The following is a 13,544-nucleotide window of genomic DNA, read 5'->3' on the forward strand; positions in this document are numbered from 1 at the left end:
TGTCCATGGCACTTGTTAGTGCTTTTGCATCAAGTATCTTGCCCAGAAGAAGTCACTCCCTCCATTATTGATCATAAAGTCTATTTTACCTTTCTCAGCGAATTGGAAAAATAGGCTTTAAGTTACAAAAATAATTTCCATATATTTTTAGAGGAAATAAAACAAGTGATAATTGAAATATTTTTTCTTTCATCACAAAAAAGTCAGTCCTCTTTTGAGAGGACCGACTACATTTTGTTTAGAAAAAGCGTTTTAAACTTTTCTTGAGTGGAGGGATATCCAGCTCGCCTTTTTCAAAGAATTTTTTCAGTAAGTACTTACTAAAACCGGCTGCTTGTGTGTACGTAATTTTCCCAGGTAACGGCGGTTCATTGGTGACAGCAACATCAATAATGACGGGTTTATCAGATTGAAGGGCTTCACTAAAAGCTGGAGCTAGTTCTTCATGTGATGACACGGAGATTCCTTTGCCGCCGCATGCTTCTGCAAACTTAGCAAAATCAATATCTTCCAGCTCTATACCATAATTGATGTTTCCTTTTACCTGTTGTTCATATTCAATCATTCCAAGGTTGTTGTTGTTTAAGATCACAACAACGATTGGCAGTTTATATTTTACCGCTGTCACAAAGTCTTGCATGACCATTGTGAAGCCACCATCACCACAGACAGCAACCGCTTGACGATTCGGTTCATTTAACTTAGCAGAGATCGCTCCAGGCAAACCACAGCCCATTGTGGCAAGCCAGCTGGAAATGATGAAATCCTGCTGTTTCATTTCGAAATGTCGTGCCATCCATACGGTCACATTCCCTACATCAACAGAAAGAATGGCGTCGTCTTCGACTGCTTCTTCTAGTCTAGCAATGACTTGCTGCGGTTTAAGCGGTGATGTGGCAACGGATTTTTCCTTATCCATTTCTTCTCGCCATTTCATCATATGCTCTGTACAAGCTTCAAGGAAACCACGCTGCTCTTTATATTCAATGTAGGAGGTCAGTTCCTGCAAACCACTCTTGCTGTCACTCACGATTCCTACGTCTACTGGATATCTTTTACCGATTTGATCTGGTTTAATATCCAGTTGAATGGCAGGTGTGTCCTCTGGTAAGTAGTCTCTATACGGAAAGGAAGTTCCAAGCATAATTAAGAGATCACACTCTTCCATCGCTTCATAAGCTGGCTTCGTTCCAATTTGACCTAGGTTTCCTAAAAAGTATGGATGCCTGTCTGGTACAACCCCTTTTGCAGGAAGTGTGATGACAATAGGTGCAGCAGCCTTTTCTGCAAATGAAAGAAGCTCTTCTTTTGCATTTCGTAATCCTTTACCTGCTAAGATGACTGGCTTCTTCGCATTGTTAATTAGCTGTGCTGCCTTTAGCAGTTGATCTTTCTTTGGCCGTACCTCTCCCTCAACATAAAGAGGAGATGTATAAACAGGCTTACGCTTAATTTTTTGAGAAAATAAGTCATCTGATACGGTGAGAACAGCCACCCCTTTATGGGTATAAGCTGCTTTAATGGCTTGATTCAATAAATCAGGCAGAGCTTCTGCTGTTTGTACCTGCTGATTAAAGACAGCGACGTCGTCAAACATCCGCTCTAATTTGATTTCTTGAAATGTGTCTCTTCCTACTTCATTCGACGCAACCTGCCCTGCAATTGCTAAAACGGGTGCGCCATCTGCTTTTGCATCGTATAGTCCATTTAATAAGTGGACAGCACCCGGTCCAGCGATGGATAAGCAGACACCGAGCTTACCTGTTAGTTTGGCATCAGCCGCCGCTGAGAGTGCCGCCACTTCTTCATGTCTCGTTTGTATAAATTGTATTTGGCTTGATTCATGCCTAAGCTCTTCAATCAATTCGTTTATGCTGTCGCCGGGCATTCCATAAATATGTTTTACGCCCCACTCTTCCAGTAGCGCTGTTACTTCTTTTCCTGCGGTTCTTTGCGGCATGTGAGAAAACTCCTTTTTTCTTACTCCATACCACCGCACCCTTTTGATCAAACGTTTCAACTTGCTGCTACTTTTTAAAATGATATGGAAGGGTGGCGACCACAATATCCCGTTTCCATAATAGACGGAACCTTAATAAAAAGGCAGATTGGTTATGCAAGATCGTATGCCATCTTTTTTTCGGGATAAATTGAGGCACAAGCACCATCACTTTATATTGATGCGCATTTGCTTTTGCCTCAACCGTTTCAAGAAATTTATCAAGCGGATGAATAAGACTTCGATAAGACGAATGCAATATCACAAGCCGCACACCGCTGTTCAGTTTTTCCCAATCCGCTTCAATTTTCTTATCTTTTTCTTTATCAAAAGATACATGAACTGCTATGACTTGCTCTGATAAGGATTTTGCATATTGAACAGATTGCTCGACGACACGTGTTACTCCTGCTATTGGCACGATGACCACATTTCCTTTTATCTCAACAGGCTCTGTTTCATTCATTAAACGCAATTGTTCTCCAACAGACAGATAATGCTTTTTAATGGAATGAAAGATCAATAGCACAATTGGCATGAAAACAAATACTGGCCATACAAGATGGAACTTGGTCAAAATGAGAATCATGAGAACGGTGAAAGAAATCAGTGCTCCGACTATATTGATAGGCATTTTCGTTTTCCAGCCCTGCGGTTTTTCACGAATCCACTTCACACACATACCGGTCTGTGACAACGTAAATGGAATAAATACACCGACGGCATATAGCGGAATGAGGTGTTCCGTTTTCCCATCAAATAACCAAATGAGCAGCATAGAAGCTACACCTAAAAAGATAATGCCATTAGAGTAACCGAGTCGATCCCCTCTTACAGTAAACATGCGCGGCATATATTTATCCTTTGCTAAGTTGACCGCCAATAAAGGAAAGGCGGAAAAACCGGTGTTTGCCGCTAATATCAAGATTAAAGCTGTGACAGCCTGAATGACATAATAGAAAAATGTACGTCCAAATGTATCTGATGCAATTTGTGATACAACCGTTTCTTCTGGCTTTGGTGAGATGCCAAAACCAAACGCAAGCAATGTTACACCCACAAATAAAACAGCTAGTAATCCACCCATCATCAATAATGTTCTCGCTGCATTTTGTGCAGCTGGTTTTTTAAAAGATGGAATGGTATTTGAAATGGCTTCTACCCCAGTCAGTGCTGAACAGCCAGACGAAAATGCTTTTAATAAAAGAAATAATGTAATGCCAGGTACATGTGTGCCGATCGCTGTATGCTCAGGTGCTGGCGGGATGCCTCCTGTTAATAATTTAAAGCCTCCGACTCCAATTAGTATAAGGAGTGATAATACAAACAAGTATACGGGATAAGCCAAAATAGATGCTGATTCTGTCAATCCACGAAGGTTAAGCACCATAATCAAGATGACCAATACAATTGAAATCAACACATGATATGGATATAGTGCCGGAAAAGCCGATGTGATGGCATCAGTACCCGCTGATATGCTCACTGCTACAGTCAAAATATAATCTACAAGCAATGATCCGCCAGCGACCAGTCCTGGTTTTTCACCTAAGTTTCTGCTAGAGACAACATAGGCCCCTCCGCCTTCTGGATAAGCATAAATAATTTGACGGTAAGATAAAATTAACGCCATTAAAAGAATTAATACACAACCTGCAATCGGGAGTGAGTACCAAAATGCAGCTGCACTAACGACTGAAAGAACAATCAAGATTTGTTCTGTACCGTATGCAACGGATGACAATGCGTCTGATGACAATAATGCCAATGCTTTGATTTTTGATAGTTTTTGTTCTCCTGCTGCCTGTGATTTTAATGGTTTCCCAATTAAAATACGCTTCATCAAACTGTACATGTGATGCCCGCTCCTTTAGTGTCAAACGTTTTATGTTACAAAAGATGGATCGCCAAAAAGACACAGAGGCAATAGAATGCCCCTGCGTCTATTGTTTAGATCACAGGTTGGTCTTTGCTCTCTTTAACGCTTACGAGGTTAGCTGACGGATTCGGGCGCATGAGACTTTGCCCTACCTAAAAAGGATTCACCCCATGTGGTGTCTTGCACCACTAATGGTTCCCCCGCTCATCGAAATGATTCAGCGATTGGTCTTTTATAAAAGAGATCATACTCCCGTTTGACACCAAAGTAAAGACATTTTTTCATGGTCTTTTGATCGTTTATCAATCAGTCTTATTGCGGTTTTTTCGCAGGAAATAAATAATCAGCCCGACCACAAAAATAATCAGCACAGCGATACATGCAAAGTAAATCCAAGAATCATCGATGCCTTGCTTTTCATCTTTTTGGAGATCATTTGTTGTGCTGCTGACCGTTTGATGATTAGAGAACATGTCTTTGTTTCTGCTCTCGATTGCGACTGTTGCCGTTTCCGTATTTGTTTGCAGGAAATGAAGCACTTCATGTGAAAGATCAGCATCAGCTGCATTCATTCCTGAAAAGACGGTCATTGTCTGTTCTTTATTCCATACAGATGGCTGCGTCCATACAATTCGAGCAGTCGTTTCGTTGATCATGCCAAAGGAGGATACATCATACTGATCCTTTTTTACTGGAACGATGAGATCGCCTGCCTTTTCTTTTAAAAGAGAGAACGTTTGAATGCCCCCGATGAAAATGAGAGAGTGATCTTTCAATTGATCATTTGTCACATTTGAAGCTTTAATCAAATGATATTGGGCAGCTTCCGGCTGACTAAATGATTCTGTCAGCATCGCCATTTGATTGATCGTTTCTTGCTTGATTTGATCTGGCATGATGATCAATGTTTTTCCTTGCTGCGTTTTTGATGTGAAAGGAAGCGGCCATGCGGCTAAATCCGGTGTATCACTAGTCGTACCTTCTGGTATTTGAAGAGAGCTATTCTTATCAATGTAAATCCAGCCTTCTTCATCCGTATGTCTGCAGGATTCCATGTTTTTAAAGCCTGTAGTAACAAATTGCAAATCAATATATTCGTTCTTTTGGAGTACTTGTGAATCTACTGGAATTGACACATGATAGAATCCATTCTCATCTTTGTTTCCTAGTTTTGTTAACGGTACATCGTGCGGCTCGTTATTCATCATGACTGTTAAGCGTTCCGACTTGTTCGCTGTATCAGATTTTTTAAATGATAGATTTAGCTTTGCACCTGATTTTTGATTAGCGATCAATGCCTTCGGATAATAGTAATGTTCAGACGACGTCTTTTTGGTTCCAACTGTGACATCCTCTCCACCGAAATCTTTTAAACGAATTTGATGAGATGGTTTTGATGCTTTAGCCGTAACCTTTTGAAGCAGTAAATCGCTACCAGTGAGCTGACCAGTCAGTTCTGGTTGAGTCAGGACATTGATTTTTTCAGCAATTGTTTTTGGCTGTTCAGCAGTGACAAATAAAATGGGCTGTTCTTTTTTCTTTCCTGTCAAGGTTCTCACCGCTAGTGTGAGCTGATCACTTGCTGTTTTCATTTTCGCAGCTTGCTCGATCGATTTCACTCGTCCATCCCAGTTTCCTTTTGCTCCCACAGCAATGGTTGGATGCGCGATTTGCTTGAGGTCCTTTTCTTGGACAATTTTGAGGTCTGCTTGGCGGTCTTTGTTTTTCAACGTACGGTATACTTTCATAGCCGCTTCTAATTCAGCTGCTTCCGGTGAATTTGGAATCACAATATCTGTTTGTTCTTTCTGATCACCAGTTTGAATGAAAGGTGAAGGGAAGCTGTCTAGCGTCACGTCTTTCGTTTGAGTTCCTTTGAAAGCCAGCTCACTTTCCGGATATACTTTCAGCCAGTTGGCAGGTGTCTCTTGGTTGATACACACACCTTCTTTTAACACGCCATAAAATGCGAGCTGAATTTGATGAGAACCTTTTTTCAATTGCGATTTGCTCAATTTGATTTGAATCGACTTCTTTTGGTTTTTCCCTGTTACAGGAATGGTTTTTTCAATTTCTCCATCAATCATGACTGTGAACGATGATGGCGAAATGAGTAATGGTGATGCCTCTATATTCAATGTAAGAATGCTAGACTCTACTTTTTCTTTCTCTATTTGATAGGAAAATTCAGTGCGGTCTTCTTGTCCATACAAGGTCACTACATCTTCTGATAATGCTTGCGTTTCTGTTTGACTTCCTTTTGACGAGCGAATCCAGTCATCTTTCACTTGTACTCGATTTGATTGTGCCATTGCTTGACCCGCCATGAAAAAAGGCTGAATGGCAAGGGATATCATCAATATAAAAATCATCCATTTTACCGATTTCAATTTGTCACCCGCTTTTCTTTTGTTGTTGATCGTATCGCTCAGTTTTGTACCATTTTACTTCTTGTTTGAATAGACGGCTCTTTACCTCTACACATAAGGAGTACACGACTAGCGCAATCCATACTTGAGAATAAGTGAAGTACATGAGCGCCACAATGAGTATATTTTGTTTGGTGAGCTCTGTTTTCTCAATACTTAGTGTAATCATCACTTCTGTTAGAAAGAGGAAGAAGGCCAATCCCCACAGGATCAGTGCAACAGCTCCTACAGATAAGTGAAGGTCAACAAATAGGTTCACGATAAAGATCCCATTTGAGAGCAGGACACCGAAGAAAAATAAGAAATACGTAAAGAAGAAATAAAACAAATCAAAAATCATTCGTTTTCGTTTCAGCTTCATAAACTGTTTTAAAAATTTGAGTACAACATATTGATTGCCTCGAGCCCAGCGCGTTCTTTGCCGCCACCAGACCTTCCACGTCTCAGGCTCTTGTTCCCATGTAATCGCAGCCGGGAAAAATCGAATGACATAGCCAAGGTTATAGACACGAATCGTTAATTCGGTGTCCTCAGCCAGCGCATGAACATCCCAGCCGCCAAGCTCTTCTAAAATGTGCCGGCGGATGGCGAAGTTGGTGCCCGGTATTGTCGCAATGCCAAACCACTTCCATCTTCCGCCCTGCGCCATCCATTGGAAGCAGATGGTCTCAATATTAATAAATTTGGTCAGGAGATTTTTGGCTGCATTGATGACCCTGAATTTCCCGACAACAGCGCCTGCTTTTGGGTCATTCAATAAACCAAGAACCAAATGATAGACGGCCTTTTGTTCGGGCATGTTATCTGCATCGTATACGCAGATAACTTCTCCTGTTGAAGCCTTTAAGCCTTCATTCAGTGCAGTGGATTTTCCCTTTCCTGCAAATGGCGGCTTCGTTTCAATCATATGGACATGATCATATTGTTCACTGAATGACTGCACGATGTCCCCTGTTCCATCAGAGGAATTGTCATTAATCACAATGATTTCAAGGAGATGTTTAGGATAGGATAGCTGGACCATTGCTTTTAGCGTTTGCCGGATGACAACTTCTTCATTATGTGCAGGAATCAGAATGCTGACGGTCGGCAGTTCTTTCCCTTGTTTCGTCCATTCAGGCAGCACTTTTTCGTAGGTCAGGTAGTGCTGAAAGCCGCCCTGCATGAGAAACATGTGGTATAGGAGCATGATCCAAATCAATATTAATGAAAGATAAAATAAGACATCAGCCACCTAATTTTCTCTCCTTAAAAATTCGTTTTTTCATTGTCAGCCTTAAATACAATGTGTAAAAAGCAAATGCCGCAATAAACAGCATCACCACGACTGTGAGAATTCGCAGCATATTTTCCATGCCGCTTCGTTTAACTGTTTTGGTTTCTGCTCTATTGGATTGTTCTACTTGAATATGTCCATTCCCTGATGTTTTGATTTGTACATGTGGTGTTTGGACTGTTTGTTTTGTTTTCTTTAAATCCAGCCATTCACTAGAAGGAATTGCATCCATCAGCGTCATCAGATTCTGCAATCCAGTTATTCCCGATTCCACATCATAGGACAGCCCGATTGCGGCTGATTGAAGATGCTGGATGGATTGAATCTTTTGTTCTGTTAAAATATTTGAACCTTCTTGGTCAGACGCTGGCTCTACTGATTGCTGAGGATATAAGGTCATGCCATGAAGCATGGCGGGCTTCGTCACGAACGGCGGAGCACCGGCTGTTTTCCAAGTATGGTCCGACAGCTGTACCTGTCCAAACAGACTGGACACATGCCTTGATATCACTTCATAGCCTTGTTGAGATATGGCATCATGCGGCACCTCGAATGCCAGTGGATAGAGACCTTGCTGCGCAAGAAACTCAATGCCTTTTGTCAGTTTTTCTTCTGTATAGATGGTTTCTTGCTGCTGATTCGATCTCGTATAAGCATGGAAGTCTTTTTCATTCGAAAAATGGCTTTCTCTTTGCTTCTTCTCGACTTTTTTTGGGTCATTTGACGTAATGGACTGATCATTCTTTGCATCCCAGAACTCAAAGTCCTGACCAGAATCCTCTGTTCGATACGTACGGCTAAATCCATGAAGAATAATGCTGGCTCCATCGCTTTGCAATTGTTTTAACACTTTTACGAGCTTCGGGCGGTCACTCAGTGTCACTTCATCGCCTGTTGTTCGATCCACCCAAACAGGGGTTACCGCTATCAGAAACGGGATATGCCGAGTGGATACATATTGTCCAAGCTCAAGCAGCTTCTTTTCGTCAGTGACAGGACTGATGTTCCCAATCCTTAAGTACTTTGTGGTCAGCTGATTAGAAGAAGGCAGGTGTTTTTCTAGCACTTCTGCAAGAAGCTCGCTGTGCTGCACGACATTTAAGAGTCCAATATAGGCCGCACCTTCCTTTGTTTGAATCACAAATGGAAGATCAGCTTCATGCTTCTTCAATAGAAATTCTCTTTGCAAGTCTGCCCCTTGAACCGTTAACGCAATAATCTTTTTCTCTAGCTGACGGTATGCTTTATCATCTGTATATTTGATTTGACTCGTGTGTTCTTGTTTATGAAAAGTAAGCTTGGAAAATGGGCGCAGCTGGTCCGCATTGTATCCAATGGCTATGATCTTCTGTGCTTCGTTCATTACACGAATGGTCTGTTTTGGTAAGGTTCTCTTTATTTCACCTAGATAGATGACTTGCTGAAATGCGCTGATCTTCTTTTCAGCCAAATGTTCATCAGATACAATCGTCGTCTGTTGGGAAAAATGTCCGGCGAGTAGATCCAGCATATGCACTGCTGGAGTCGCTTCTCCTGATTCTGTCGAATAAACGATCAGGGTATCTGGCTTGGCAAGAGCGTCGGCTGAAGCCATATATTGAAACGAAAGAATCAAAAAAAGAGCAATCATCAAACAGCATTTCATTAAAGAATTAAAGTTCATTCATCATCATCTCTTTTTCTAGTTCTTCTAAAAATTGTTCTGGCGTGCGATACTCCGAACTGCTTGTTAAATGACAGACATGAAATGTCAAGGTGACTTCACGGCCGTTTAACAGCACATGCTTTTTCAATTTATCCTTTAGCTTCTCAAGGACGACAGAGACATTTTCTTCTGGTGTGTGAGTAAGCAGCAGGCCTATTCGTTCTTCAGATAATCGAAATTTCTTATCGGTTTCTCTGACACTTTCGCGAATCTTGTTACTTAATTGCTGAAATAGGTGCTGCATTTCTTTTTCTCCATATAACGATTTGAATTCTGCTGCATAATGGATGTGAAGAAGGATAAAAACGAATGGCTGTTTGTAACGTTCTGCCCGTTTCATTTCCTCAGACAATTCCAGCCTCATCCGTTCTGCATTGTCAAATCCAGTGGTCGAGTCAATCGCCACAAATTGTTTCATCGCCTGCTTTTGTTGTTCAATGGTTTGCCGCATCGTCTTGATCCGCTCATGCAAGCTTCCTGCTGAAATCGCGAAAAAGAGTAGGGCTGCGCCCCAAATCACCACATCTTGCAATGTTTGATTGGAAAAGAAAGGGTTTGTGTGGCCAAGCTCTGTAAAGAACATAGCACTTCCTATAAAGAACAGCATCAGCAAGGTAAAAATTAATGCTGGTAAGATGCCAAATAAAATCCCGCATCCTAACACGACAAAAGTCAGTGTAATCATCAAAAAGCTCTCTGCATCATGTACGCCAAGGTAGCCCATAAACAAAATAAGACCTGCAAACGTGAGGAGCAGAGAATAGTATAAACGATACGTATTACTGAATAACCGATTCATTAAAAAGCTCCCTTTCTGCAATGAGAGGCAATAAATTGTCAAATGAGTGTGTGTCTTTTTCGTTCATGTACCCTCCATAATCATCCTTGAGAGGATCTTGAATTTGTAATTCTTTCATGCGGTCATACACCTCTTTTGCGAATTCCGGTTCGTTTCGTTTAAGAGCATACAAGATGACCAGCGCATATACAGAAGGCGATTCATACGTCACTGCTGGCTGCAATGTGCTCAGTTTATATCTACCGTACAGCTTTCCTTCTTTTTTAAAAGTCGTTTTAAGCCATTTCATGATCGCGGACGTACTCACCTTTGCACGATCGGCATGTAGAGCCGTATAGAGTTGATCAATCATATTGATTTCTCGATCAAATGAATAGGCTTTTTTCTTTATGTCATAGGATTTAGGAAAGAATCCTTTTTTTCTCGGTGCTTGTTTTAGAATGGTCAATTGGTTACTCGTCATTTGTTTCGTGAATATTTTGAGGGATTCCAATTCTTTGATTGCTTTTGGGTCTAAATATGAGAGTGTGATTGTGTGTGAAGTTCGATTTGTTGATGCATCATAATAATCGGACAAGATGCCTCTATACATATTTTTGTCTTTTAACGCTTGTGCGATTTCTTTTGCTGTGGTTTGATACGCTGCATTCTTCCATAAACGATCTGCCTTTTGAAGTGCCGCCACTACCCGTAAATCATCAACCAAGGCATTGGCTTTACTTTTTTGATCAGATTCGATTTGCCAGCTGAGAAGATGATGGTCTAGTAAAAATTCATCTTGCAGGACACCAAATTGTTGGTCAAACGAATTTTGGTCTTTTTTTCGAACAAGATAATCCATCCAAAGCCCAAGCGATTCAGATAAGTAGATATGCTGCTCTGCAAATGAAGTGCGAATCATGCCTTGATCTGTCATGAGGTGATGAGTAATAAAATATTCTCCAGGCAATACAGGCTGTGGTGATACTGGATAAGCTGATTCCTTCTGCTGCTTCCAGGTACATCCGCCTAGTAGAATGACAATGAGTAAAACAATACCTATGCGATGTATGGGTGTATCCATTCGTGTCCCCTTTCAACTCCCGTTCTCTTAGCATTCCAACGATTTATTATAGGTTGTTTCTGTTTAAATTTAAATAAATATTTTATACCAAATTACGAGTCTTTTCGCATAGACATTCCCATTTTCAGAAAAACAATATGTCGATATGCTTGATTACATTGGAAAACCCATGCGTTTCCGCATGGGTTTTTATAATACTATTGATCTAATTTTAATTTCTTTAATTGCTCAGCTAGTGCGTTATTGATTGGTTCTTCCACTTTCTTTTGTTTCTTCATATATTTAGACACATCATGCTTACTGGCTCTCTTTTGATTGGATTGTGATTTACGTTTTTCGAAAACAGACAGTTTTTCTCTATGGCCGCACACACAAGCGAAGATTTTGCCATCGCCTTCTCCGCGCAGCTCGAGCTTTTTATGGCAGTTCGGGCAGCGTGCGTTTGTTTTCTTCGCCACATTTTTACGGTGGCCGCATTCTCGGTCTTGGCACACGAGCATTGTGCCATGTTTTCCATTTACTTTCAGCATAAGTTTTCCGCAGTCGGGACAATGGGTGCCAGTGACATTGTCATGCTTAAAGGTTTGGTTCGTCTGTTTGATTTCAGATACGGCTTGTTTTGCATAGGACTTCATTTCACTCATGAATTGAGAAGCCTTCAGCTGTCCTTTTGCGATTTTAGAAAGCTTTTGTTCCCACTCTGCTGTTAATGCTGGAGACTTTAAGTCTTCAGGCACTAAGGAGAGCAGCTGCTTCCCTTTCGATGTGATGAAAATATCTTTGCCCTTTTTCTCGATTAAGAAGCTGTTGAACAGTTTTTCAATGATATCGGCTCTTGTGGCTACTGTCCCTAGTCCGCCTGTTTCACCAAGGGTTTTCACTAAGTCCTTTTCCTGATTCTGCATAAATGCCGCTGGGTTCTCCATAGCAGATAGCAAGGTTGCTTCATTAAAACGAGCAGGAGGTTTCGTTTCTCCTTTTGTTTCTTTCAGCTGGCGCACTTCTAGTGATTGCCCTTCAGAAAGTACCGGCAGATGCTGATCTGCTTCGGCTGATTCCTCGTCTTCATAGGATTCATCATACACGGCTTTCCAGCCGGCTGATTGCACGGTTTTTCCTTTTGCTGTGAATGTTTCACTGCCTATTTTGGCGATCACCGTTGTTTCCTCGTATTCAAAAGGATTCATGAGTACAGCAAGGAATCGTTTGGCAATAAGATCATACAATTTACGCTCTTTATCACTTAATGCACCAGGATACAGCTCTTCCTCGGTTGGAATGATCGCATGGTGATCTGACACTTTTGCATCGTTGACGAAGCCTTTGTGCGCTTTCACACCTGATTGTAAAATGCGGTTCACATGCTGAGCGTACGGTCTGACATTCATTCCTTTTAATCGATCTTTTAATGTAGGAACGATATCCGCTGAAATAAATCGTGAATCTGTACGCGGATATGTCACAAGCTTATGCTGCTCATACAACCGCTGAAGCGTAGACAAGGTTTCTTTCGCTGAGAAGCCGTAGCGTTTATGCGCATCACGCTGCAATTCAGTGAGGTCGTACAGCCCTGGAGCAAAAGCTTTTTTCGCTGTTTTTTTCAATGCATCGATCACTGCTGGTTTTCCTTTGCAGCCTGCCAAACGCTCTTTTATGGCATTCTCTTGGAATGTGCGGTTTTGCTTTGTTTTGGCATCCTGCCACGTCAAGGTGAGTCCATCTACTTGTGCAGTCATTCCATAAAACGGCTTCGGCTGGAATTGCTGAATGTCTTCTTCTCGTTTGGCGATCATGGCAATCGTTGGTGTTTGTACCCGTCCGCAGGAAAGCTGTGCATTGAATTTGGTCGTCAGCGCTCTTGTTGCGTTGATCCCTACAATCCAGTCTGCCTCTGCACGTGCAACCGCTGAGCGATACAGATTATCATATTCTCTGCCGTCTTTTAGTCGTTTGAAGCCTTCTTGAATGGCTTTGTCCGTAACAGATGAGATCCATAGTCGTTTTAGGGGCTTTTTCACATGCGCTTTTTCAAGAATCCATCTTGCGACAAGCTCCCCTTCACGTCCAGCATCTGTTGCGATGACAATGTCTTTTACATCTTTTCTTGCAAGCTGTGCTTTTACTGCTTGAAATTGTTTGCCTGTCTTTTTCATGACGACAAGCTTTAGCGGCTCTGGAATGATCGGCAAATCCTCTAAACGCCAGGATTGAAATTCTTTTCCGTAGCCTTCTGGATCAGCCAGTGTGACCAAATGGCCAAGGGCCCACGTTACAATGTATTGATCTCCTTCTAAAAAACCATTTCCTTTTTTATGACACTTCAGTACACGTGCTAAGTCACGTCCTACTGAAGGTTTCTCTGCTAATACAACTGTTTTTGACACTAGATTTCAC

Annotated in this window: 8 protein-coding genes and 1 riboswitch; all 8 genes read right to left on the bottom strand. The window is 41.5% G+C overall.

All coding sequences use genetic code 11. The features are described from left to right. Window positions 1-238: 238 nt before the first annotated feature. A complete protein-coding gene (locus tag AWT60_RS04115; RefSeq protein ID WP_041106467.1) occupies window positions 239-1,960 on the bottom strand; it encodes a pyruvate oxidase in 1,722 nt (573 codons plus the stop codon). Between the two features lie 67 nt (window positions 1,961-2,027). Next, entirely contained in the window at window positions 2,028-3,854 is a 1,827-nt protein-coding gene (locus AWT60_RS04120; RefSeq protein ID WP_024425576.1) for an APC family permease, read from the bottom strand. Window positions 3,855-3,966: 112 nt separating this feature from the next. Beyond that, window positions 3,967-4,111, bottom strand: a riboswitch (cyclic di-AMP (ydaO/yuaA leader). A 69-nt stretch (window positions 4,112-4,180) separates the two neighbouring features. Then, window positions 4,181-6,268, bottom strand: coding sequence for a cellulose biosynthesis cyclic di-GMP-binding regulatory protein BcsB (locus AWT60_RS04125; protein ID WP_218676925.1), 2,088 nt, complete (start codon window positions 6,266-6,268; stop codon window positions 4,181-4,183). A gap of 4 nt (window positions 6,269-6,272) precedes the next feature. Continuing rightward, a complete protein-coding gene (locus AWT60_RS04130; RefSeq protein WP_237727733.1) occupies window positions 6,273-7,496 on the bottom strand; it encodes a glycosyltransferase family 2 protein in 1,224 nt (407 codons plus the stop codon). Between the two features lie 37 nt (window positions 7,497-7,533). Continuing rightward, on the bottom strand, window positions 7,534-9,246 hold the full coding sequence (locus AWT60_RS04135) for a DUF2334 domain-containing protein (protein WP_218676926.1): 1,713 nt from the start codon (window positions 9,244-9,246) through the stop codon (window positions 7,534-7,536). Beyond that, window positions 9,236-10,087 (bottom strand): diguanylate cyclase domain-containing protein, encoded by an 852-nt coding sequence (locus AWT60_RS04140; protein ID WP_163114277.1) that lies wholly within the window; start codon window positions 10,085-10,087, stop codon window positions 9,236-9,238. Before AWT60_RS04140 ends, AWT60_RS04135 begins: the two co-directional genes overlap by 11 nt. Continuing rightward, the gene (locus tag AWT60_RS04145) at window positions 10,068-11,150 is read right to left on the bottom strand and encodes a glycosyl hydrolase family 8 (RefSeq protein WP_218676927.1); all 1,083 of its coding nucleotides are present in this window, start codon (window positions 11,148-11,150) and stop codon (window positions 10,068-10,070) included. The genes AWT60_RS04140 and AWT60_RS04145 overlap by 20 nt, the downstream gene beginning before the upstream one ends. A 197-nt stretch (window positions 11,151-11,347) precedes the next feature. After that, entirely contained in the window at window positions 11,348-13,534 is a 2,187-nt protein-coding gene (locus tag AWT60_RS04150; RefSeq protein ID WP_034622892.1) for a DNA topoisomerase III, read from the bottom strand. Between the last annotated feature and the right edge of the window lie 10 nt (window positions 13,535-13,544).

It is taken from the genome of Bacillus sp. F2HM, from assembly GCF_019266135.1.
GTDB lineage: Bacteria > Bacillota > Bacilli > Bacillales > Bacillaceae > Bacillus > Bacillus safensis.